Origin of the sequence: Variovorax soli (assembly GCF_031454625.1) — a bacterium.
Classification (GTDB): domain Bacteria; phylum Pseudomonadota; class Gammaproteobacteria; order Burkholderiales; family Burkholderiaceae_C; genus Variovorax; species Variovorax soli_A.
This window is the reverse complement of the sequence record NZ_JAVDRF010000002.1, coordinates 219,571-240,500: the sequence shown is the minus strand read 5'-3', so window position 1 is coordinate 240,500 and position 20,930 is coordinate 219,571. Positions and strand designations below refer to the sequence as shown.

Here is a 20,930-nt window from a genome sequence, read left to right as displayed (position 1 = left end):
GATGACATGAACCAACTGAACTGCCTGCCGCAAGATGCGGTGTTCTGGGGCGAGAACACCCTCGCCACCGCGCTTCCCCGTGTCGTGAACCACGGCATCGAGCGACCGATCGTCTTCACCGTCGAGCCGCTCGAAGCGCTGGCCCGCAGCCACGTCGAGCCGCACCTCGAGGACATGGCCGGCTATTTCACGGGCTTGCCTGCGCATGTGCCCGACATCGCGGTGCACGCGGCGCTCGAAGCCTGCCTGCGCTCCGATGCGCGCGCCATCGTCGGCCTCGGCGGCGGCTCGGTGCTCGATGCCGCCAAGGCGGTCTCTCACCTGCACCACGGGCGAACGGGCAGGCACCTGCCGATCGTTGCACTGCCGACGACGCTCTCGGGCTCGGAGTTCTCGCACTACTTCGGCATCACCGAAACCGATGGACCGCAGAAGTTCAAGCGCAGCTACGCCGTGCGCGAGACCACGCCGAAGCTCGTGCTCATTGACCCGCTGCTGGTGCGCGACACGCCGCGGGCGCTGCTGCTGTCGTCCGCCATCAAGGGCATCGACCATGCGGTGGAGGGCATGCGCAAGGTGACGCGCAGCCATCCGCACGCGATCATGGCGGCCAGCGGGGTGGATCGCTTCCTGCGGGTGCTCGAGAAGTGGCCCGCGAAGATCGAGACGCGGCAGGCGCTCGAGGCGGGCCTCGTGATCGACGACGACCTGCTGCAGCTGCAGCTCGGCGCCTGGCAGTGCTACTTCTCGCCGGCATCCGTCATCTATGGCTTGAGCCACCGCATCGGCCACATCCTCGGCGGCAGCTTCGGCCTGCCGCACAGCGCGACCTCGTGCATCACGCTCGCGCCGGTCATCGAAGCCTGCGCCGCCTACTACGGCGACAAGCTCGAAGCTCTGTCTCCCGGCGGACCGGGAGCCGCAGCGCGGCTGGCCGGGCGGATTTCCGCCGTGGTCGCGAAGCTCGGCCTGCCGAACCGCATCGGCGCCTTCGATCTCGACCGGGCGAAGCTGCCCGAGGTGGCCGCGCTGCTCACGGCCCACTACCCCGAGGAAGTCGCGGACCTCGGCCCCGATGCGCCCGCGCGCCTGGATGCGCTTCTGGAGCGCCTGTGGTGAGCGTCCCCGCGCTGCGCGCCGCGTCGCTGCGGCAATCGCTCGACGATCTTGCCGGCGGCGGCCTGCGGGCGAGCGAGCTCGTGCAGCGCACGCTCGACAAGGCCGACGATACGCAGCGCCGGCTCAATGCCTTCGCCACCATCGCGCGCGAACAGGCCATGGCCGCCGCCGCCGCGAGCGATCGCCGCTACGCCGAAGGCACGCCACGCGCACTCGAAGGCCTGCCCATCGGCGTCAAGGACCTGATCGACACCCGGCACATCGAGACGCGCTACGGATCGGCCGCCTTCATCGGCAACATCCCGTCCGCCGATGCCTGCGTCGTGCGCACGCTCGTGGATCAGGGCGCGATCGTGGTCGGCAAGACGACCACGCACGAATTCGCCTGGGGCGTCACCACGGCGAGCGCTGCCTTCGGCGACACCCTCCACCCGCAGGACCCGCGGCGCATCCCCGGCGGCTCCAGCGGCGGCGCGGCCGTGGCGATTGCCGACGGCGTGATGGCTGCGGGCCTGGGCACGGACACCGGCGGATCGGCGCGCATTCCCGCCGCTCTCTGCGGCGTCGCCGGCTTCAAGCCGAGCTACGGCGCGCTGCCGACGCAGGGCGTCTTCCCGCTGGCCGCCAGCCTCGACCATCCCGGTCTGCTGGGGGCGAGCGTCGACGACATCCGCGTGCTCGCCGATGCGCTGGGCATCGCTGCGGGGCCGGGTGCCGCGGAGGAGCCCGATGGCGACGATGCGCGCATCGGCGTCCTCTGCGCGATCGGGCCAGTGCCTCCCGCGTGCGAGATCGCCGGCGCCTTTGCGGTGGGCGCGGATACGCTCGCATCGGCCTTCCATCTCGAGGAGCTGAATGCGGAGGAGCTCTTCAGCGGCAGCTTCGACGCCTTCGCGCACATCGTGCTGGCCGAAGGTGCACTCGTGCATTTCGCGCGCCACGACCCCGACTGGATCGCCGCGCACTATGGCGCCGAAACCGTCGAGCGGCTGGCGCGCGCCCGTTCGATGCGGCTGGAGGACTATGCACTGGCACAACAGGCGCGGCGAAAGCTCGCTGCGGGCCTCGCGCGGCTCATGGCCAGGCACCGCTTCATCGTGCTGCCCACCACGCCGTGCACCGCGCCGCCCATCGGCGAAGCGGCGTTGACGATCGGTGCCTGGGCCGGCAGCGTGAGGGAGGCCCTGATGGCCTACACGGCGCCCTTCAATCTCTCGGGCTGCCCCGCGATCTCGATCCCGCTGCCCCGCAGCGCCGGTGCGCTGCCGGCCGGGCTGCAGGTGGTGGCCCGCCCCGGCGACGACGCAGCGCTGCTGCGGATGGCCGGCCGGATGGAGCAGGTGCTGCACCCTCGGCTCGGTCGAATGCATTGACCTGAAGTCCGCTCATTGGTGATCGGCGCGCAACGCCGTGATCCCCTCCACGTGCCTACTGCATCGGGCGATGCAAACCTACGATCGGCTCGTGCCAACTCACGAACAGGAGACCCCATGAGATACACGGCAAGACACATCATCGCGGCATTGCTGATGGCCCCGCTGGGAGCGTTCGCGCAGCATGCCGGCGCGCCGCACGCGGCGCAAGACGCCGTCGTCAAGGAATTGATGACCAAGGAGCTCCAGGACATTCCCGGCAAGGAGGTCCTCATGATCACCGTCGACTACCCCCCGGGCAGCGCCGACCCGATCCATCGCCACGACGCGCACGCCTTCGTCTACGTGATCGAGGGATCGATCGTGATGGGCGTCAAAGGCGGCAAGGAAGTGACCTTGAAGGCCGGCGATACCTTCTACGAGGGCCCGGACGACGTCCACACGGTCGGCCGCAACGCAAGCAAGACCAAGCCCGCGAAATTCGTCGTCATGCTGGTGAAGAACAAAGGCGCCGAGTTCTTCATCCCCGTGAAGTAACCGTCTTGCTCGAACGGGGTGACGCCATGACTGCCATCGGCGGCCGGGCGTGGCGCTGGCTCGGCGCCTGATTCACGAAGTCTTGACGCACCCTGCCTCGACGTCGACGACGTCGAGGCTCTTCTTCGTCTGCCCGCAGCCTGCGCTCTCGGCATCGATCGTTCGTAATTCCGGGATTGTGCGTACAAGCATTGGCGGCTTCTCAAACCAGCGGCGAGGCACCACGATCGGGCTGCGTTCAGACCCTCTGAACCCCCACCCGTTCACTGATCCATGTGTACCTGCCCGGCAGGTCGAGAAGAGGAATCCGATGATGAATCATGCCCCGCTGATGGAGATGGCCGCCGCGGCCCGCGCCGCCATCCTGGACCCGAGCCGCATCGCCCTGGTGGGCGCGCAGGCGAATCCGCGCTTCGAACTGTTCCACGCCGCGAGCTCGCTGTGCTCGCAGAAAGTGCGCACGGTGCTCGCCGAGAAGCGCTTGTCCTATCGCTCCGACGACATGCTCATCCTGAGTTCGATGGGCCCCGAGGGTGTGATCCCGGCCGAGCATTACAGCCCCGCTTATGTCCGCTTGCGGCTGGTCGCGGCGCGCGAGTCGGGGCGTGCGTTCGTGAGCGGCTACAGCGGCCGGACATCGGTCGAGACGGAAGGCTTCGATCCCTGCGTGGTGCCCTTGCTCGTGGACTACCAGGCCGGCCGGGTGGTCGCGGATTCGCGCCAGATCTGCTGCTATCTCGACGCGGTGTCGCGCCAGCCGACCCAGCTGCTGCCGGACGATGCGCAGGCGCGCAACGAGGTGATGCGACAGGTCGGCATCGTCGACCGGATTCCGAACGGCGCGTTGCTGTACGGCTTTCATCCGGATGCCGACTTCCGGCCCGGCGCCCTCAAGGTGTCGATGGAAACGGTCTACGACTTCAAGATCACGGCGCTGGAGCAGCTGATCGCCGACAACGCCGGCGAGCCTGAACTGGTGGCCGCCTACCGCGCCAAGATCGTGAAGGAGAGCGGCGGCAGGACGCTGCGCCACGACCCGGCGTTCCAACGCGCGGCCCGCGACGGACTGGGCGGGTTGCTGAAGGATCTGGAACGCGACCTGGCTGCGAAGTCCTTCTCATGCCTGCACGGGAATCCTTTCTCGCTCGCCGATGCGTTCTGGGGCGTCAACCTCGTTCGCCTGAACTACCTCGGACTGTCCTCGATGTGGCGCGGGCTCCCGCATGTCCAGCGCTACTTCGAGGTGCTCGCCAGGCGGCCCTCGCTGTGCAAGGAAGCGATCCAGGCATCGGTCAGCTCGATGCCGCGTTCGACGTACATGGACGCTGTCGTGGACTGCTCTGCCGGCGTGTTCGCGTGACGAAAGCGATGCCGGCCGCCATGCCACAGGATCAACACACGCAGGAGCCAACCATGAACGACACCCTTCACCCCCACGAGAACGCGTCGAAGGGGCAGACACCCTACAGCGCGTGGATTCAGACGGACGTGCTCCACTCGCTGCAACGCACGGTCAGCGACCATCCCGGCGAGCATGCATGGATCGTGCATGTCCAGGTGTCCGAGCTCTACTGGATGCTCATCATCAAGGAGATCCAGACGGCGCAGGCGTGTCTGCGCGACGACAACCTGGCACAGGCCCAGCGGACCTTGCTGCGCGTCGTCGCCCATCACGCACCCCTGGACGCGATCTGGCGCTCGATCGCGTGGATGACCCCCAACGACCTGCTCGCCATCCTGTCGCGTGCGGCCGCCACGCACGGCAAGGACACGGCCCTCCAGGGCTGGACGTACAGGCACATGGCGTATCTCCTCGGGATCAAGCAGGCGGAACATCTGCAGCACTTCGCCCCGCAGCCCGATCGCTGGGCGCAGCTCGACAAGGCGCTGGGCCAGCCGAGCCTCTACGACGACGTCCTGGCCCATCTGGCGCGCATCGGCATGAACGTGCCGGGCGAGGTGTTCGCGCGCGACCTGCGTGCGCCGTACCGCCCGCGCAAGGAGATCGAACAGGTCTGGCGCGACATCTATGCCGAGCCAGCTGCGAGGCTCGAGCTCCAGCAGCTCGGCGAGACGCTGGCCGACATCGCCGAAGGCTTCACCCTGTGGAAGTTTCGCCACCTGATGGCCACGCGCAGGACCTTCGGCGCCCGGCCCGCGTACTTCGGCACCGAAGGCCTCGCATGGCTGGCGCCCACGCTGGACGAGATTCCCTTCCCGGAGCTCTGGTCGGCTCGCACCTTCATCGGCGATCCGAAGGCTGCTTCGCCGGCGGTCTGCCCGCATATGCACAAGCGCTGACGCCGGCGCGCGTGACGCCCGCCCCGGCCATCAGCCTCCGTGCGCGACGGATACGCTCGGCGCGGTCTGGGGCCGTTCGGGGCTCACGCCTGCGATGTGCATCGAGGCCGACCGCTCATGGTTGACGCACAGCACCGCGACCATGCCGATCACCGCAGGAATCGCGATGGCCATGAAGTTCTGCTGCAGCGGCAGGTTCATGCCGACCAGGGTGCCGATCAGGATCGGTGCCAGGATCGCGCCGCTGCGGCCGACGCCCAATGCCCAACCGAGGCCGGTGGAGCGGACCGCCATCGGATAGAACTGCCCCGTGTAGGCATTGGCCACGATCTGCGTGCCGATCGTCGATGCGCCCGCCAAGCCCACCAGGACGAACAGCACCGGCGTCGGCATCTTGTAGCCCAGCAGCGTCAGCGAGATGGCGGCCAATGCGTACATCGCGGCCAGCACGTACTTGATGTGGAACCTGTCAGCGAGCCAGCCCCCGAGGATCGCGCCGACCATGGCGCCGACGTTCAAGACCAGCACGAAGGTCAGCGCCGAGCCCAGGCTGTAGCCGGCGCTGGCCATCAGCTTCGTCAGCCAGGAGCTCAGCGCAAAGACCATGAACAGGCACATGAAGAACGCGATCCAGAACATGACCGTGCTGAAACCGCGGCCTTCGCCGAAGAGGTGCTTGATGGGCGCGCGGTCGGCCTTGTCTTCGGCCGGCACGGCGAAGCGATCGGTCGCGAGCGGCTGGTAGCCCGGGTCGAGCTTCGAGGCGATCGTCTTCAGCGCGTCGGTCCGGCCCGTTGCCAGCAGGAAAGGCATCGATTCCGGCAATGACTTCAGGATGAGCGGGATCAGCAGCATCGGCAGGCCCGCCGCAAAGAAGACGGATTGCCATCCGTAGCGCTCGATGAGGCTCTTGCCCAGGATCGCAGCGATGATCCCTCCGACGGCATAGCCGCTGAACATCAGCGTCACGAGCGTTGCGCGGATCTTCTTCGGCGAGTACTCGGTCATGTGCGCGACCACATTCGGCATCACGCCGCCGATGCCGAGCCCGGCGAGGAAGCGCATGGCGCCGAAAGAGACAGGATCCTTCGCGAAGCCGGCTGCGGCAGTGAAGATGCTGAACAGCCCCACGCAGATCACGATGGCCCAGCGGCGGCCGATCCGGTCGGCGATGGTGCCCAGGAAAATGGCGCCGAACATCATGCCGAACAGCGCCGAGCTCACCATGAAGCCTGCATGGGTCGCGTCCACGCGCATGTTCGCCATGATCGACGGCAGCGCGATGCCGACGACGGACAGGTCGTACCCGTCGAACACGATGATCAGTGCGCACCAGAACAGCACGAGCCCGTGAAAGCGGTTGAAGCGGGCATCGTCGGCCAGCTTGTGAAGGTCGATGTGACGCATGACTCTTGTCTCCGAACGAATGGGAAAGAACGGGTTTCCGGGCACTGCCTGGCGATGCCTCGGATGATGGGAAGCCCGGCTTCGCCGGTCCAACGCTTATTTCGGATATCCGCTATGAAGCCTGTGAATGTTGGGGCGGGTCTTCCCACCCACTGTTCCGTTCCGTCGAAGTCCGTGCATGTCATCTATTACCCACCGCAGCGTGACGGCCCGCTCCTCCATGCGCTTTGCGAATGCGCCACATCACCGATTTTCGTTAGACCGGCGCTCGATGCCCTCGTAGATTCACCGAGGAGGCAAGCGCCGATGTGGCGCTGCCATGAATCGGGTCATTGCGGCGCACGGCCGCACAAAGGAATGGACATGCAAGGAAAGATCGGTCTCGAGGAGCACTTCGCGATTCCCGAGACGTTGCAGGATTCGGCCGGCTTCGTGCCTGCCGACGACTGGCGGGAGCTGAGCAGCCGCCTCCTCGACATCCATGAAGGCCGCCTGCGCCAGATGGACGCGCACGGCATGGAGATGATGATCCTCTCGCTGAACGCGCCTGCCGTTCAAGCGGTGCCCGATCCGGCGAAGGCCTGCGCGCTCGCGGTGCGCGCCAACGATTTCCTGGCAGAGCAGGTGGCGCGGCGGCCGGATCGCTTCCAGGCCTTCGCGGCCCTGCCCATGCAAGATCCCGACCAGGCCACCCGGGAACTCGAGCGGTGCATGACGGAGCTGGGCTTCCGCGGCGCGCTCGTCAACGGCTTCTCGCAGGTCGGCACGCCCGACAACGTCGTCTACTACGATGCGCCGCAGTACGCCTCCTTCTGGGCCGCGGTGGAGCGGCTCGACGCGCCCTTCTATCTGCATCCGCGCAATCCGTTGGCAAGCTGGGCGCAGATCTATGAAGGCCATCCCTGGCTGATGGGCCCCACATGGGCCTTCGCGCAGGAGACTGCCGTCCATGCCCTGCGCCTCATGGCGAGCGGCCTCTTCGATCGCCATCCAGGGCTCAAGATCATCCTGGGCCATCTCGGCGAGGGCCTGCCCTACAACATGTGGCGCGTCGATCACCGCAATGCCTGGGTCCAGGCACCCAAGGGCTATCCGGCCCGGCGCAAGCTCTGCGACTACTTCCACCAGAACTTCTGGCTCACCACCTCCGGCAACTTCCGCACCCAGACGCTGATCGACGCGATGCTCGAAGTCGGATCGGACCGCATCCTTTTCTCGACCGACTGGCCTTTCGAGAACGTCGACCATGCGTCGGACTGGTTCGACGACACAAGCATCAGCGAGGCCGACCGCAGGAAGATCGGCCGGACGAATGCGTTGGCGCTGTTCAAGCTGAACTAGCGAGCGGGCCATCGGCCTGTGCCCCGGGCGCTCGTCGCGATCGTTCGTGGAACAGGCCGAAGATGAGCTCCCGCAGCCAGCGATTGCCGCTGTCCTGGTGAAAGCGCTCGTGCCACTGCTGGCGTATCTCGAAAGGCGCGACCTCGAAGGGCGTCTCGACCGCATGCAGGTCGGCGCGCGACGCCACCATCGCCTTGGCGAGGCGGGCCGGCACGGTCAGCAGCAATCCCGACGCGGCGACGATCGCCGACAGGCCCAGCGAGTGGGCAGCGGTCAGGACGACCCGGCGTCGATCGAGCGCCCCCGCCCGGTCCAAGGTCTGCTGGAGCTGGGTTTCAGTCGTTCCGTGGGGCCGATAGGCGATGTGTTCCGCTGCCAGGTAGTCCTCGAGTTCGATGCGCTCGCGGGTGCCCAGGCGAGACGCCTTGGACATCAGCACGACGAACGTCTCGTCGAACAAGCGCTGCTGGTAGAACGAAGGCCCCATCGGCTCCCAGCTTCCCAGCGCGATGTCGACTTGTCCGTGGAGCATCCGCTGCCGGGCATCGGCCACGGAGACATCCACCGTTTCGAAGCGAACGCCGGGCGCGATGCCGCGTGCCACCGAAAGCAGCTCGGGGATCATGACCAGTTGCCCGATGTCGTTGACGGCAATCCGGAAGCTGCGGCTGGTCGTCGCCGGCTCGAAGGTCCGGCCCTGGTCGACGGCCTGCATCAGGCAGGCGATGCCTTCCTCGATGGGCGCGACCAGACGCTCGGCGACGGGCGTGGGGACCATCCCATCCGCAGAGCGCACGAACAGCGCGTCGTTGAAGCGCTCGCGCATGCGCTTGAGGGCGTTGCTCACCGCGGACTGCGTCATGCCGAGGCGATCGCCCGCGAGCGTGACGCTGCGCGTGGCATAGATCGCCTGGAACACCAGGAAAAGATTGAGGTCGATGGAGTTGATGTTCACTGCGCCGTCTCCGTTCTTCTCCTGCGCGCGCTCACTCGTTGTCCAGCACCGCCAGGTTGTCGTAGACCATCCGCAGCATGTCGCGAAGGGAGTCGGCTTGCGCAGGGCTCAGCCCGGACAGCGAGACGCGCTCGTACACCTGCGCGAGGGGGATGATTCGCAGCGTGAGGTCGCGCCCTGCCTCGGTCAGGCTGAGGGCGAGCGCACGCGCATCCGCGTCCGATCGATCGCGTACCAGCACGCCGCGCTGCAGAAGACCGTCGACCACGCGTGAAAGGGTGGACGGTTCGGTCGATGTGTGCAGCGCGAGATCGGAGAGCCGCTGATGCGCCTGATGGTGCAGGGCGACGCAGACCCGCCACTCGGTAAGCGAAAGCTTGAACTGCTTGAGTTCCCTGCTGAACGACTGCCCCATCCTCGTTCCTGCACGTGCAAGCAAGTAGGGAATGGCTCGTTCGAGGTCGTGCTGGGTGGCTTTGTCTGCAACTGCAGGCGTTTCAAGAGGCTCCTCGGGTCGAGCCTTGCGCTGTCGCGAAGGCGGGGCTTCGGGTGCTTTTCGCTTGACCATGGGGCATCTTACAGGCAAAAAATGGCATCCGTTTAGCGTAAACCCGCAGCCATTATTGATTGCATTTGCAAATGTATTGGGCTCCAATGTCGCTTCCGACCCAGATCACTCTTGGAGAACCCATGACCGATGCCGCCAGCCTGTTCGCCAGGCTCAACCATGTCGACCTCCCTGCCGCGGGCCGCAAGTCGCCGGTGAAGGACGCCCCGCCGCTCGACAAGATAGTTGCAGCCGCAACTGAACTGGTGCCGATGCTTCGCGCCCGAGCGCAACGCACCGAGCAGGAGCGGCGCGTTTCCGAAGAGACGACGCGGGCCTTCCACGACGCAGGCTTCTTCAAGCTGATGCAGCCCGCGCGCTACGGCGGCTACGAGTACGGATTCACTGCATTCATCGACGTCGTGAGCGAGCTGGCACGCGGCTGCACGTCTTCGTCCTGGGGCTGCTCCCTGGGGGCCATCCATCAGTGGCTGGTCGGGACCTTCCCCGAGGAGGCGCAGGACGACGTATGGCGCAAGGACCCGAGCGCGATCGTCTGCGGGTCCTATGCGCCGGCAACGATGGCGGAGAAGGTCGACGGCGGCTACCGCGTGCAGGGCAAATGGCTGTTCGCTTCCAACGTGGACAACTCGCAGTGGGCGTTGCTGGGGGTTCAATTCCCGCCAGAGGAAAAGGGTGCGCCGCCCAGCGCGGGCTTCCTGCTCGCGCCACGGGCGGACTGGTCGATCGAGGACAACTGGCACGTGGCCGGCCAGGCGGGGACGGGCTCCAAGGCCGTCGTCATCGACACGCCGGTCTTCATTCCGCAACACCGCAAGCTGAGCTTCGCGGAGGCGTCCTCGAACGCCCCGCCCGGCGCCGAGGTCAATGCGAATCCCCTCTATCGCATCCCCTTCCTTTCCGCAGTGCCCGTGTGCCTCGTGTCGCCCATCATCGGAACCGCGCAAGGCGCCGTCGACGCGCTGATCGAGCTGGCCGGCTCGCGGGTCACCCGCGGCGCCGTTGCGGGCGGGGGCAACAGGCTGAGCGAGTTCTTCCCGGTGCAGTCTCGCCTCGCCGAAGCCTCGGCGAGCGTCGATGCCGCGCGCCTGCTCCTCTACCGCGACACGGCGCAGGTGGAGCAGATGGCGGCCGAAGGGCGAATCATCAGCGTCGAGCAACGCATTCGCAATCGCCGCGACCACGCGTTCGCCGCGCGCCTGTCGCGCGATGCGGTCGAGGCGGTGTTCGCCAGCGTGGGCGGCGCGGGCCTGGCGCTGAACCAGCCGATCCAGCGCATGTGGCGCGACGCGAACGCCATCTCGCGCCATATCAGCCTGAACTGGGACGCCGTCTCTTCGATGGTCGGGCAGTACCTGCTCGGCCTCGAGCCGAAGGGCCAGTACTGATCGAGGATCGGCGATGTACTCCTGGGCTCTCATCACGGGCGATCCCGCCGACACGATGGATGCGCGCCAGCTGCGGCAAGCGCTGGGCGCCTTTCCGACGGGGGTCTGCCTCGTCACCACCACGACGCCCGACGGCAAGCGCGAAGGCATGACGATCAACTCCTTCGCGTCGGTTTCGCTGGATCCGCCGTTGATCCTGTGGAGCATCCGCGACGACACCCGAAGCGCCGACGCATTCCTGGCGTCGCGCTCCTTCAACCTCAGCGTGCTGAGCGCCGACCAGCGGGAGCTGGCCGGGCATTTCGCGAGACCGGCCGCGGACAAGTTCGAGCGTTTCGCCGAGGCCTTCGAGCCCGGCTCCAACGAATGCCCACGGCTCGTCGACAGCGTTGCGACCTTCGAATGCTCGACGTACTCGCGTCATCAGGAAGGCGATCACACGATCATCCTCGGGCGCGTGGACCGCTTCTCGAGGACCGAGACGCCGCCTTTGCTCTTCCATTCAGGGCAGATGGGATCGTTGTGGGAACTCGCGGCAACCCTGGCGCGGCCCTGACGGGGCCATCGTCGGGATCGGATTCCGCTAGCCCGGCGGGTCGAAGTGCGGCGCCCGCCGCTCGATGTTGGCGCGCACCGCCTCGCATTGGTTGGCGCCGCCGATCAGCGCCTTCTGCTCCACCGACTCCGCCAGCAGGAGATCGGCCGCGCTGTGGGCCATTGCCGCGTTCAGCAGCCGCTTGCCGGCGCGGATGGCGTCGGGGCTCTTCTGCGCGATCTCGTGCGCCATCTGCAGGGCATCGGCCAGCGGATCGGCCGACACGCGGGTCGCGAAGCCCAGCGCCACCGCCTCCTCGCCCGAGAAGATCCGGCCGGTGAAGGTGAGCTCGCGTACCACGTCGGTCCGCGCCAGTTCTCGCATCAGCACCATGCCGCCCATGTCGGGGACCAGGCCCCACTTGATCTCCATCACCGACAGCTTCGTGTCCGGCGCCACCAGCCGGATGTCGGCGCCCAGCGCCAGCTGCAGCCCGCCGCCGAAAGCGACGCCGTGCACCGCGGCGATCACCGGCACCGGCACCTCGCGCCAGACCATGGCGACCTGCTGCGCCGCGTTGGCGATGCCATGGGTGCGCACCAGCAGATCGGCCGCCGCGCCTTCGCCGAGGACCTCGCCCGCGCCGGCCTGCCCCATGCGCTCGAAGGACTGCATGTCCAGCCCTGCGCAGAAGGCCTTGCCTCGGCCCGAGAGCACCACCGCGCGCACGCGAGCGTCGCTGCGCAGCCGCTCGCCGGCGTCGATGAGCGCGTCGAACATCGCCGGGTCCAGCGCGTTCATCTTGTCGGCACGCGCCAGGTGCAGCTCGACCACGCCGTCGGCGTGGCGGATCGATTCGATGCGGTCGTTCATGGCATGTCTCCGGGTTCGTTCGATGGAAGCGAGTATCGAGCCTCGGCGATGATCGCAGCTGTCACCCGGTCAACAGGGCATTCCGTTCAGGAGGAGACATCCATGGCCATCCGCATCGTCCGTCTCGGCAGCGAGCGTGCCTCCGGCGAGGGCTTGCGCATCGGCACCGTGCGCCGCCCGCCGCGCGGCGTCCCGAAGACGAAGTTCGCCTCGGAAAACTGGTACGACGTCTGGTACCCCAACCTCGCGCCCTCGGTCGACACCATGAAGGCCGCCCAGGCGGCCGAGACGCCGGCGCAGTGGGCCGCCTTCGGTCGCAAGTTCAAGGCCGAGATGGCCGAGCCCGACGCCAGCCACAGCCTCGACCTGCTGGCCGCCCTCTCGCACAAGAGCGCGTTCTCGATCGGCTGCTACTGCGAGGACGAGGCGCATTGCCACCGATCCTTCCTGCGCGAACTGCTGAAGGCGCGCGGGGCGGAGATCGTGGACTAGGTGCGCCGGTTCGCGCTCGGGCGCGAGCATCCGCGCGCTTGCCCTACCTCTGCGCCTTGTCCTTCTGGTTCTGCGCCTCGATGCGTTCGCGTGCTTCCTGCCACTGGGCATCGCTCCACTCGCGCAGCTCGTAGAAGTTGCCGCCGGTGGCCAGGGCCTGGCCGCCGTCCATCATGATGCTCTGGCCGGTGAGCCAATCGCATTGGCCGGGCGCCATCAGGAAGGCGGCCAGGTTCTGCAGCTCGCTCATCTGGCCGGTGCGGGCCATCGGGTTGCGCAGCTTGCTGCGCGCGCCGGGCTCCTCGCCGGGGTTGAGGCGCTTGCTCATGCCCTCCGTGGGGATCTCGCCCGGGCCCACGGCGTTGAGCCGGATGCCGTAGCGCGCCCATTCGGTCGCCAGCGACTTGGTCATGACCTCGACGCCGGCCTTGCTCATCGCCGAGGGCACGACATAAGGACCACCGTTGTCGACCCAGGTCACGATGATGCTCATGACGCTGCGGTACGGATCGCCCGCCTTCCACTGCCCGGCCTTGGCCTCGGCGACCCAGCGCTTGCCCACCGCCTGGGTCACGTAGAAGCTGCCGTGAAAGACGATGTTGGCGACGGCATCGAAAGCGCGCGAGGAGAGGCTCTCGGTCGGAGCGACGAAGTTGCCGGCGGCGTTGTTGACGAGGCCGGTCAGGCCGCCGGTCTGCCAAAGCGCCTCGACCATTTCCTCCACGCTCTGCGCGTTGCGGATGTCGACCCCGAAGGCATCGACCCTGCGGCCGGGAAACTGCGTGCGCCATTGCGCGGCGGTCTCCTCGACCACCGACTGGCGCCGGCCGCAGATCGCGACGTCCGCGCCCAGGCCCAGGAAGCGCTCGGCCATTGCCTTTCCGAGCCCGGTGCCGCCGCCGGTGACGAGGATGCGCCGTCCGGCCATGAGATCGCTCTGGTACATGTGGGTCTCCTTGGTTCTGTGGATCAGCATGGTAGAGCGACGCGGCCCAGCCGGTAAGCTTCCAAGGTGACAGCAGCGCCCAAGGACTTTCTCATGCCCGCTTCTCCCGAATCCGTCGTCGCGCCCCTGGCCGGCGTGCGCGTGCTGAGCCTCGCGCTCAACCTGCCTGGCCCCGCCGCCCTGATGCGCTGCCGCGCCATGGGCGCCACCTGCCTGAAGTTCGAGCCGCCCGGCGGCGACCCGATGGCCCGCTACAACCGGGACGCATATGCAGCGCTGCACGAAGGCGTGCACGTCCAGACCGCCGACCTGAAGACGGAGGCTGGCCTGGAACAGCTGCACCACGCCCTGGACCGGACGCAGGTGCTGCTGACTTCCTTTCGCCCTTCTGCGCTGACGAAGCTCGGGCTGGGATGGCAGCCGCTTCAGGCGCGCCATCCGGCGCTGTCGCAGGTGGCGATCGTCGGCGCCCCCGGCGAGCGGGCCGAGGAGCCGGGGCACGACCTCACCTACCTGGCCGAGAGCGGCCTGGTGACCGGCACCGAGCTGCCGCCCACGCTCTTTGCCGACATGGGGGGCGCGCTGCTCGCGAGCGAGGCGGTCCTCCAGGCCATGCTCCACGCCCGCGCGCGACCGGGGACCGGCGTGTACCTCGAGGTCGCGCTCAATGCCGCGGCCGACTGGCTGGCACTGCCCCGCAACTGGGGCCTGACGCGACCCACGGGCGCGGTGGGCGGCGCCCATGCGGGCTACCGCGTCTACCCCTGTGTCGATGGGCGCGTGGCAGTGGCGGCGCTGGAGCCGCATTTCGCGGCGCGCCTGTGCGAGGCCGCTGGCCTCGGCGCCCAGGACATGATGGCGCCGGCCACGCGCGAGGCGCTGGCCGCCTGGCTGCGCACCCGCACGCGCGCCGAGCTCGACGCCGTCGCGCGCGAGCGCGACGTGCCGCTGCTCACGCTGGAAGGCTGAGCCGTCACAGCTTGATGCCCGCCGCCTTCACCGTGGGCCCGAGCACGCCGACCTGGTCCTTCACGAAGCTCTGGAAGCGTGCGGTCGTCTCGGGCGTGCCGACGATGCCCAGCTCGATCAGCTTCTTCTGCACCTCGGGCATGACCAGCACCTCGTTGCAGGCGGTGTTGAGCCTCGTGACGATGTCCGCCGGCAGCCTGGCCGGCCCGCTCAGGCCGAAGAAGTTCTCCAGAACCAGCTTGGGCTGGCCGAGCTCGACCACCGTCGGCACCTCCGGCGTCAGCGGCGAGCGCGCCGGACTCGTCACCGCGATCGGCACGAGCTGGCCGCTCTTGAAGAAGGGCACGAAGGCCGTGAGCACATCGATGCCCACCGGGATCACATTGGCGATCAGGTCGGTGGTCATCGGCGCGCCGCCGCGGTAGGGCACGTGCACCAGGTTGGCACCGGTGATCCGTTTGATCAGCTCGCCGTGGATGTGGCCGACGGAGCCGGGCCCGCCGGAGCCGAAGTCCAGCCGGCCGTCCTTGCGCGCCTTCGCATCCATGTCGGCGAAGCTGCGGATGCCCGAGTCCTTGCTGGCCATCAGCACCAGCGGCGCCGAGCCCAGGTAGGCGATGTGCGTGAAGGCCGCGACCGGATCGTAGGGCTGCTTTTCGAGGGCGAAGGGCCCGAGCGCGATCGGCGTCGTGTTCGAGAGCATGAGCGTGTAGCCGTCGGGCGCCGCCGCCGCGACCTGCGCCCCGCCGATGGTGCCGCCCGCGCCGGGCTTGTTGTCCACCACCACCGACTGGCCCAGCTTCCTGCCGAGCTGCTCGGCCATCACCCGGGCCAGGATGTCGCTGGCGCCGCCGGCCGGGAAGGTGACGATGATCTTGATCGGCCTGTCGGGCCACTCGGCGAAGGCCGGCAGCCCGATCGACGCAGCGCCGGCGGCGAACAGCTGGAGCGCACGGCGGCGCGTGGGGCGAATGAAGGTCATGGCGTCTCCAAAGCAAGAGCGATGCCCGTGTGCACGCATCATGCGAGCGCAGCAGTGGGACCACAAGCCCCTGGATGCTAGGCGGCTTGGTCTAGAACCGCCTCGCGCGGCTTGTTGCGCGCGCGGCGCAGCGCTACGCTGGCAGCGGGGACGGGCGTCTCCCGTCCCGGGAGAGCGCCATGTATGAACGCATACTCGTCGCCACCGATGGTTCCGAACTCTCGGAACTCGCCGTGACCGCCGGGATCGAGCTGGCCCTGCTGATGAACGCGGAGCTGGTCGCCGTCAAGGTGGTCCACCACTACCCCTCCGGCTACTTCGAAGGCTCCCTGCTCCTGAGCCAGATGGAGGTCCAGCACATGCAGGGGCAGGCCGATGCCGAGGCGCAGCGCGTGGTCGATGCCGTGAAGGCCAAGGCCGACGCCCGGGGCGTCAGGAGCACACGCGCCGTGGTCATGAAGTCGGAGCTGGTGTCCGAGGCCATCATCGAGGCCGCCCGCGTCCACAAGAGCGACCTGATCGTGATGGCCTCGCACGGCCGCCGCGGCATCTCGCGACTGCTGATGGGCAGCGAAACGCTGCACGTGCTGACGCACTCGCACACGCCGGTGCTGGTCCTGCGCTGATGCTCAAGGCTTCGACGCGTCGCGCCGCCGATCGCTGCGCTTGAGCTCGAGGTAGGCGGCGAGGTCGATCTCGTGGAGCTGCACGGGGTAGCGCTTGACCTCCTCGAACCATCGGTGCAGTCGCTTCTCGGTGCGCTCCTGAGGCGGGGCATCGAGCCCCGCCAGGTAGGCATCGAGGGCGAGGAAGTAACGCATGGCGTTGCGCTCCATCAGGCCGCGCAGACCGCGGATGTAGTCGGGCTCGCCCTCGGGCGTCTTGCCGATCACGGTGAATCCCACCTTGTGGCTGCCGAAGGTCGCGAGATAGGCCATGGTGGCCAGCCGAGCGACCATGTTGTGGTCGTAGGCATAGCCGAAATGCAGGAAGGTCTGTCGATCGCTCAGCGGCACGGCCTCGAGCGTGACGCGGTAGTTGCTGGTGCCCAGCGGCCCGCCCTCGGCCGACAGCTTGACCGCCAGGTAGTCCTTGGTGTCGCTCGCGGTCCGGCGGATGAAGGACAGCTCGAAGGCCTGGTCCAGCGGCTTGTCGTAGCGCGGCACCACGCTGAGCGTGAGGGTCTCGCCCTCGGGCTGCCGGCTCACGCGGCAGCGGCGGTTGTTGATGTGCAGCAGCAGCATGTCGCACCATTGCGCGCCGTCGGCGAGCGCGGCGCGCACCTGTTCGAGCGGATGGTCGACCACTGCATAGACGTCGCCCTGGAGCCCGCCCTCCGTCTCGGCCGATTCAAGGTGCAACGGCCGGCGCAGCGGGCTGCGGGCGAGCTGGCCGGCCAGCTTCTGGTGCTGCGCGAGCAGGGCCGGCGCCGAACCGGCCTCGCCGGCGGCAGCTTCGGCGCCCGGGGCGCAGGCCGCCAGGAACAGCCCCAGCGCCATGCGCGACCCGAGCTGCAGGACAAGGGCTGGAAGCCGGTTCATGCACCACACCATACAACCAGCGGTCGATCGGCGCCGGAACGATCCGGCCGGCCCGACCGCGCCGTCGCCGGCCGGGCAGCAGCGCGCAGGTGGGCTCAGCGCCCCTTGCGCGCGAGCTTGGCGCGGCCGGTGCCGGTCTCGCGCGGCGGCAGGCCCGTGTGCTGCGTGAGGATGCGGCCTTTGGCGGGCTGCACCGGCGTCAGGGCGACCGGGGTCGAGTTCTTGCGCCGCGCGCTCTGGTAGCCCCCGTCGGTCAGCGGCTGGAAAGTCGGGATCAGGTGGTGCTTGCCGTTGCCGATCAGGTCGGCGCGGCCCATCTTCTTCAGCGCCTCGCGCAGGAGCGGCCAGTTGTTGGCGTCGTGGTAGCGCAGGAAGGCCTTGTGCAGCCGGCGCCGCTTGTCGCCGCGCACGATGTCCACCGTCTCGCTCTCGCGCGTGATCTTGCGCAGCGGGTTGCGGTTGGTGTGGTACATCGCAGTCGCCGTGGCCATGGGCGAGGGATAGAAGGTCTGCACCTGGTCGGCGCGGAAGCCGTTGCGCTTGAGCCAGAGCGCCAGGTTCATCATGTCCTCGTCGCTGGTGCCCGGATGGGCGGCGATGAAATACGGAATCAGGTACTGCTTCTTGCCCGCTTCGGCGCTGAACTTCTCGAACATCTGCTTGAAGCGGTCATAGCTGCCGATGCCGGGCTTCATCATCTTGGTGAGCGGGCCCTGCTCCGTGTGCTCGGGCGCGATCTTCAGGTAGCCGCCGACGTGGTGCTGCACCAGTTCCTTGACGTACTCGGGCGATTGCACCGCCAGGTCGTAGCGCAGGCCTGAGCCGATCAGGATCTTCTTGATGCCCTTGAGCGCGCGCGCTCGCCGGTAGATCTTGATCAGCGGATCGTGGCTGGTGTTGAGGTTCGGGCAGATGCCCGGGTACACGCAGCTGGGCTTGCGGCAGGCGGCCTCGATCTCGGGGCTCTTGCAGCCGATGCGGTACATGTTGGCCGTCGGCCCGCCGAGGTCGGAGATGGTGCCGGTGAAGCCCTTCACGCTGTCGCGGATGGCCTCGACCTCCTTGATGATCGAGTCCTCCGAGCGGCTCTGGATGATGCGGCCCTCGTGCTCGGTGATCGAGCAAAAGGTGCAGCCGCCGAAGCAGCCGCGCATGATGTTCACGCTGAAGCGGATCATCTCCCACGCAGGAATCTTGGTCGCGCCGTCGTGGCTGCCGTGCTCGTCGGCGTAGCGCGGATGCGGGCTGCGCGCATAGGGCAGGTCGAAAACGTGGTCCATCTCGGCCGTGGTGAGCGGGATGGGCGGCGGGTTGATCCAGACGTCGCGCGCGGTCGCGCCCTCGCCGTGCGCCTGCACCAGCGCGCGGGCATTGCCGGGGTTGGTCTCCAGATGCAGCACGCGGTTGGCGTGCGCGTAGAGCACGGGGTCGGCGCGCACCTGCTCGTACGAAGGCAGGCGGATCACCGAGCGATCGCGCGGCGGCGGTCGGACGCGGCCTTCCGGACTTGCTCCTTCTTGCGCTTGGGGAAGCGGGGCGGGGTGAGGGTCGCTCGCCTCGCGCAGGCTCGGGTTGCGGACGAAGTGGAGCGGCTTCGCCGCGCCCTCGCCTCGGCGCGCTCCCGTCCCCTTCGCTTCGGCGGCGGCAGCGACAGCCTGCGCTTCTTCTTCCTTCGCGCACGTGGCCCCGTTGGCCTTCGCCTGCTCCGAGACCATCAGGTACGGATTCACGTGCGCCTCGACCCGCCCCGGCAGGTCCACGCTGGTGGAGTCGATCTCGAACCAGCCTTCCGGCGTTTCCCGCCGCACGAAAGCGGTGCCGCGCACATCGGTGATCTTGTGGACCGGCTCGCGCGCTGCCAGGCGGTGGGCGATCTCGACGATGGCGCGCTCGGCGTTGCCGTAGAGCAGCAAGTCGCACTTGGCGTCCACCACGATCGAGCGGCGCACCTTGTCCTGCCAGTAGTCGTAATGGGCAATGCGGCGCAGCGAGCCCTCGATGCCGCCGAGCACGATCGGGACGTCGCTCCAGGCCTCCTTGCAGCGCTGCGAATAGACGATGGCCGCGCGATCGGGCCGCCGGCCGCCGACATCGCCGGGCGTGTAGGCGTCGTCGCTGCGGATCTTCCGGTCCGCGGTGTAGCGGTTGATCATCGAGTCCATGTTGCCGGCGGTCACGCCGAAGAACAGGTTCGGCCTGCCGAGCGCCTTGAACGGATCGGCGCTCTGCCAATCCGGCTGCGCGATGATGCCCACGCGGAAGCCCTGCGCCTCCAGCATGCGGCCGATGACGGCCATGCCGAAGCTCGGGTGGTCGACGTAGGCGTCGCCGGTGACGATCACGATGTCGCAGCTGTCCCAGCCCAGGGCCTCCATCTCTGCCCGCGAGGTGGGCAGGAACCTGGCGGTGCCGAAGCGGGCCGCCCAGTACTTGCGATAGCTGGTGAGCGGCTTGGCGGTGCGCGCGAAAAAGGAGACGTCGACGGGGGCGTTCATGTGGGAAGAAGCGGCAGGCAGGCCGCGGTGGCCCGGATTCGGGCAACCCGTGATTTTACGGGTTCGGGCTTCTGCCGTCGCCTCCAAGGCCATGGCGCGGGGTCGGGGAAGCGATGCAATTCGTTGTTTTTGTCAATCAATCGATTGACAATGGCAACCATGCTTGCCGAATCTCCCGCCCTGTCCGAGGTCGAGGCCGTCAAGGCCGTGCGCCAGTTCAACCGCTTCTACACCCGCCGCATCGGCGCGCTCGATCCCTACCTGGGCAGCGAGATGTCACTGACCGACGTGCGCGTGCTCTACGAACTGGCGCACCGCGAGCAGGCGGTGGCGAGCGAGATCGCGAAGCACTTGGGCCTGGACGGCGGCTATCTGAGCCGCATCCTGCGCCGCTTCGAGGGCGCGGGCTGGCTCGCGCGCGAGACGCACCCGCGCGATGCGCGCCAGAGCCTGCTGCGCCTGACCGAGGCCGGCCATGCTGCCTTCGCGCCGCTGCAGCAGAAGTCGCGCGATGAGGCGAGCGCCTTGCTTGCCCCGCTTTCGGGACCGCAGCGGCGTCAGCTGATCGATGCCATGCACACCGTGCAGGCACTGATCGAACCCGAAGCCCGTCCACCGGCCAAGCCGCGCACCGCCGTGCTGCGCGATCCGCAGCCGGGCGATATCGGCTGGGTGGTGCAGCACCATGGCGAGCTCTATGCGCGCGAGTACGGCTGGAACAGCGAGTTCGAAGCCCTGGTGGCCGAGATCGCCGGCGAGTTCCTGCGCAAGTTCCAGCCCGAGTGGGAGCACTGCTGGATCGCCGAACTGGACGGCGAGCGCGTGGGTGCCGTGTTCCTGGTGCGCAAGTCCGCCACCGTGGCGCAGCTGCGCCTGCTGATCCTGACGCCGCAGGCGCGCGGCCTGGGCCTGGGCGCGCGGCTGACCGACGAATGCATCGCCTTCGCACGCCGCAAGGGCTACAGGAAGATGGTGCTGTGGACCAACAGCTGCCTGCTGGTCGCGCGCGGGATCTACGCGGCGCGCGGCTTCAAGCTGGTGAAGTCCGAGCCCTACGAGGGCTTCGGCCAGCAACTCGTCGGCGAGACCTGGGCGTTGAAGCTATAGG

At 68.0% G+C, this 20,930-nt stretch carries 20 protein-coding genes; 12 read left to right on the top strand and 8 right to left on the bottom strand.

The features are described from left to right. The first annotated feature begins 6 nt into the window (after positions 1 to 6). The 5 genes from J2739_RS05015 to J2739_RS04995 all read left to right on the top strand — a co-directional run bounded on the left by J2739_RS05015 (position 7) and on the right by J2739_RS04995 (position 5,330). A complete protein-coding gene (locus J2739_RS05015; protein WP_309899174.1) occupies positions 7 to 1,119 on the top strand; it encodes an iron-containing alcohol dehydrogenase in 1,113 nt (370 codons plus the stop codon). Then, positions 1,116 to 2,492, top strand: coding sequence for an amidase (locus J2739_RS05010; protein ID WP_309899172.1), 1,377 nt, complete (start codon positions 1,116 to 1,118; stop codon positions 2,490 to 2,492). The genes J2739_RS05015 and J2739_RS05010 overlap by 4 nt, the downstream gene beginning before the upstream one ends. A gap of 117 nt (positions 2,493 to 2,609) precedes the next feature. Then, positions 2,610 to 3,029, top strand: coding sequence for a cupin domain-containing protein (locus J2739_RS05005; RefSeq protein WP_405053827.1), 420 nt, complete (start codon positions 2,610 to 2,612; stop codon positions 3,027 to 3,029). Between the two features lie 313 nt (positions 3,030 to 3,342). Next, entirely contained in the window at positions 3,343 to 4,389 is a 1,047-nt protein-coding gene (locus J2739_RS05000) for a glutathione S-transferase family protein (protein WP_309899169.1), read from the top strand. A 53-nt stretch (positions 4,390 to 4,442) separates the two neighbouring features. Beyond that, positions 4,443 to 5,330 (top strand): tryptophan 2,3-dioxygenase, encoded by an 888-nt coding sequence (locus J2739_RS04995; RefSeq protein ID WP_309899167.1) that lies wholly within the window; start codon positions 4,443 to 4,445, stop codon positions 5,328 to 5,330. Positions 5,331 to 5,360: 30 nt separating this feature from the next. On the opposite strand, the gene J2739_RS04990 is transcribed toward J2739_RS04995, so the two are convergent. Then, positions 5,361 to 6,737 (bottom strand): MFS transporter, encoded by a 1,377-nt coding sequence (locus tag J2739_RS04990; protein ID WP_309899165.1) that lies wholly within the window; start codon positions 6,735 to 6,737, stop codon positions 5,361 to 5,363. A gap of 363 nt (positions 6,738 to 7,100) precedes the next feature. Between J2739_RS04990 and J2739_RS04985 the strand changes: the two genes are divergently transcribed. After that, positions 7,101 to 8,078 carry an amidohydrolase family protein gene (locus tag J2739_RS04985; RefSeq protein ID WP_309899164.1) on the top strand — a complete coding sequence of 326 codons (978 nt, stop codon included), beginning with the start codon at positions 7,101 to 7,103 and terminating at the stop codon, positions 8,076 to 8,078. Here J2739_RS04985 and J2739_RS04980 read toward each other — a convergent pair. Together J2739_RS04980 and J2739_RS04975 are read right to left on the bottom strand one after the other, a co-directional pair. Then, positions 8,065 to 9,033 (bottom strand): LysR family transcriptional regulator, encoded by a 969-nt coding sequence (locus J2739_RS04980; protein WP_309899163.1) that lies wholly within the window; start codon positions 9,031 to 9,033, stop codon positions 8,065 to 8,067. The two genes, J2739_RS04985 and J2739_RS04980, sit on opposite strands and share 14 nt — an antisense overlap. Before the next feature lie 31 nt (positions 9,034 to 9,064). Next, a complete protein-coding gene (locus J2739_RS04975; protein ID WP_309899160.1) occupies positions 9,065 to 9,601 on the bottom strand; it encodes a MarR family winged helix-turn-helix transcriptional regulator in 537 nt (178 codons plus the stop codon). A gap of 122 nt (positions 9,602 to 9,723) precedes the next feature. Here J2739_RS04975 and J2739_RS04970 point away from each other — a divergent pair, with 122 nt between their 5' ends. Both J2739_RS04970 and J2739_RS04965 read left to right on the top strand, forming a co-directional pair. After that, the gene (locus J2739_RS04970; protein ID WP_309899159.1) at positions 9,724 to 10,989 is read left to right on the top strand and encodes an acyl-CoA dehydrogenase family protein; all 1,266 of its coding nucleotides are present in this window, start codon (positions 9,724 to 9,726) and stop codon (positions 10,987 to 10,989) included. Between the two features lie 13 nt (positions 10,990 to 11,002). Beyond that, positions 11,003 to 11,545 (top strand): flavin reductase family protein, encoded by a 543-nt coding sequence (locus J2739_RS04965; protein ID WP_309899157.1) that lies wholly within the window; start codon positions 11,003 to 11,005, stop codon positions 11,543 to 11,545. 27 nt (positions 11,546 to 11,572) lie between these two features. Here the strand turns inward: J2739_RS04965 and J2739_RS04960 are convergent, their stop codons facing one another. Next, positions 11,573 to 12,397, bottom strand: coding sequence for a crotonase/enoyl-CoA hydratase family protein (locus tag J2739_RS04960; RefSeq protein WP_309899155.1), 825 nt, complete (start codon positions 12,395 to 12,397; stop codon positions 11,573 to 11,575). Between the two features lie 102 nt (positions 12,398 to 12,499). On the opposite strand from J2739_RS04960, the gene J2739_RS04955 reads away from it, so the two are divergent. Further along, entirely contained in the window at positions 12,500 to 12,889 is a 390-nt protein-coding gene (locus J2739_RS04955; RefSeq protein WP_309899153.1) for a DUF488 domain-containing protein, read from the top strand. A 43-nt stretch (positions 12,890 to 12,932) separates the two neighbouring features. Here J2739_RS04955 and J2739_RS04950 read toward each other — a convergent pair whose 3' ends face one another. Further along, positions 12,933 to 13,835: an SDR family oxidoreductase gene (locus tag J2739_RS04950; protein ID WP_309899152.1), complete on the bottom strand. Its 903-nt coding sequence runs from the start codon at positions 13,833 to 13,835 to the stop codon at positions 12,933 to 12,935. A 93-nt stretch (positions 13,836 to 13,928) separates the two neighbouring features. Here J2739_RS04950 and J2739_RS04945 point away from each other — a divergent pair, with 93 nt between their 5' ends. After that, positions 13,929 to 14,804 carry a CoA transferase gene (locus J2739_RS04945; RefSeq protein WP_309899150.1) on the top strand — a complete coding sequence of 292 codons (876 nt, stop codon included), beginning with the start codon at positions 13,929 to 13,931 and terminating at the stop codon, positions 14,802 to 14,804. A gap of 4 nt (positions 14,805 to 14,808) precedes the next feature. Here J2739_RS04945 and J2739_RS04940 read toward each other — a convergent pair whose 3' ends face one another. Next, on the bottom strand, positions 14,809 to 15,786 hold the full coding sequence (locus tag J2739_RS04940; protein WP_309899148.1) for a Bug family tripartite tricarboxylate transporter substrate binding protein: 978 nt from the start codon (positions 15,784 to 15,786) through the stop codon (positions 14,809 to 14,811). Positions 15,787 to 15,965: 179 nt separating this feature from the next. On the opposite strand from J2739_RS04940, the gene J2739_RS04935 reads away from it, so the two are divergent. Further along, the gene (locus J2739_RS04935; protein WP_309899146.1) at positions 15,966 to 16,412 is read left to right on the top strand and encodes a universal stress protein; all 447 of its coding nucleotides are present in this window, start codon (positions 15,966 to 15,968) and stop codon (positions 16,410 to 16,412) included. Positions 16,413 to 16,415: 3 nt separating this feature from the next. On the opposite strand, the gene J2739_RS04930 is transcribed toward J2739_RS04935, so the two are convergent. Together J2739_RS04930 and J2739_RS04925 are read right to left on the bottom strand one after the other, a co-directional pair. Further along, positions 16,416 to 17,327: a hypothetical protein gene (locus J2739_RS04930; protein ID WP_309899144.1), complete on the bottom strand. Its 912-nt coding sequence runs from the start codon at positions 17,325 to 17,327 to the stop codon at positions 16,416 to 16,418. A gap of 95 nt (positions 17,328 to 17,422) precedes the next feature. Continuing rightward, on the bottom strand, positions 17,423 to 19,822 hold the full coding sequence (locus J2739_RS04925) for a YgiQ family radical SAM protein (RefSeq protein WP_309899142.1): 2,400 nt from the start codon (positions 19,820 to 19,822) through the stop codon (positions 17,423 to 17,425). A gap of 150 nt (positions 19,823 to 19,972) precedes the next feature. Here J2739_RS04925 and J2739_RS04920 point away from each other — a divergent pair, with 150 nt between their 5' ends. Beyond that, positions 19,973 to 20,929 (top strand): bifunctional helix-turn-helix transcriptional regulator/GNAT family N-acetyltransferase, encoded by a 957-nt coding sequence (locus J2739_RS04920; RefSeq protein WP_309899140.1) that lies wholly within the window; start codon positions 19,973 to 19,975, stop codon positions 20,927 to 20,929. The last annotated feature ends 1 nt before the right edge of the window (position 20,930 follow it).

What these genes read in the sequence shown, in the direction of transcription:
- J2739_RS05015 (WP_309899174.1), top strand. Translation starts at nt 7, where the DNA reads ATGAACCAACTGAACTGCCTGCCGCAAGATGCGGTGTTCTGGGGCGAG.
- J2739_RS05005 (WP_405053827.1), top strand. Translation starts at nt 2,610, where the DNA reads ATGAGATACACGGCAAGACACATCATCGCGGCATTGCTGATGGCCCCG.
- J2739_RS05000 (WP_309899169.1), top strand. Translation starts at nt 3,343, where the DNA reads ATGAATCATGCCCCGCTGATGGAGATGGCCGCCGCGGCCCGCGCCGCC.
- J2739_RS04995 (WP_309899167.1), top strand. Translation starts at nt 4,443, where the DNA reads ATGAACGACACCCTTCACCCCCACGAGAACGCGTCGAAGGGGCAGACA.
- J2739_RS04990 (WP_309899165.1), bottom strand. Translation starts at nt 6,737, where the DNA reads ATGCGTCACATCGACCTTCACAAGCTGGCCGACGATGCCCGCTTCAAC.
- J2739_RS04985 (WP_309899164.1), top strand. Translation starts at nt 7,101, where the DNA reads ATGCAAGGAAAGATCGGTCTCGAGGAGCACTTCGCGATTCCCGAGACG.
- J2739_RS04975 (WP_309899160.1), bottom strand. Translation starts at nt 9,601, where the DNA reads ATGGTCAAGCGAAAAGCACCCGAAGCCCCGCCTTCGCGACAGCGCAAG.
- J2739_RS04970 (WP_309899159.1), top strand. Translation starts at nt 9,724, where the DNA reads ATGACCGATGCCGCCAGCCTGTTCGCCAGGCTCAACCATGTCGACCTC.
- J2739_RS04965 (WP_309899157.1), top strand. Translation starts at nt 11,003, where the DNA reads ATGTACTCCTGGGCTCTCATCACGGGCGATCCCGCCGACACGATGGAT.
- J2739_RS04960 (WP_309899155.1), bottom strand. Translation starts at nt 12,397, where the DNA reads ATGAACGACCGCATCGAATCGATCCGCCACGCCGACGGCGTGGTCGAG.
- J2739_RS04955 (WP_309899153.1), top strand. Translation starts at nt 12,500, where the DNA reads ATGGCCATCCGCATCGTCCGTCTCGGCAGCGAGCGTGCCTCCGGCGAG.
- J2739_RS04950 (WP_309899152.1), bottom strand. Translation starts at nt 13,835, where the DNA reads ATGTACCAGAGCGATCTCATGGCCGGACGGCGCATCCTCGTCACCGGC.
- J2739_RS04945 (WP_309899150.1), top strand. Translation starts at nt 13,929, where the DNA reads ATGCCCGCTTCTCCCGAATCCGTCGTCGCGCCCCTGGCCGGCGTGCGC.
- J2739_RS04940 (WP_309899148.1), bottom strand. Translation starts at nt 15,786, where the DNA reads ATGACCTTCATTCGCCCCACGCGCCGCCGTGCGCTCCAGCTGTTCGCC.
- J2739_RS04935 (WP_309899146.1), top strand. Translation starts at nt 15,966, where the DNA reads ATGTATGAACGCATACTCGTCGCCACCGATGGTTCCGAACTCTCGGAA.
- J2739_RS04930 (WP_309899144.1), bottom strand. Translation starts at nt 17,327, where the DNA reads ATGAACCGGCTTCCAGCCCTTGTCCTGCAGCTCGGGTCGCGCATGGCG.
- J2739_RS04925 (WP_309899142.1), bottom strand. Translation starts at nt 19,822, where the DNA reads ATGAACGCCCCCGTCGACGTCTCCTTTTTCGCGCGCACCGCCAAGCCG.
- J2739_RS04920 (WP_309899140.1), top strand. Translation starts at nt 19,973, where the DNA reads ATGGCAACCATGCTTGCCGAATCTCCCGCCCTGTCCGAGGTCGAGGCC.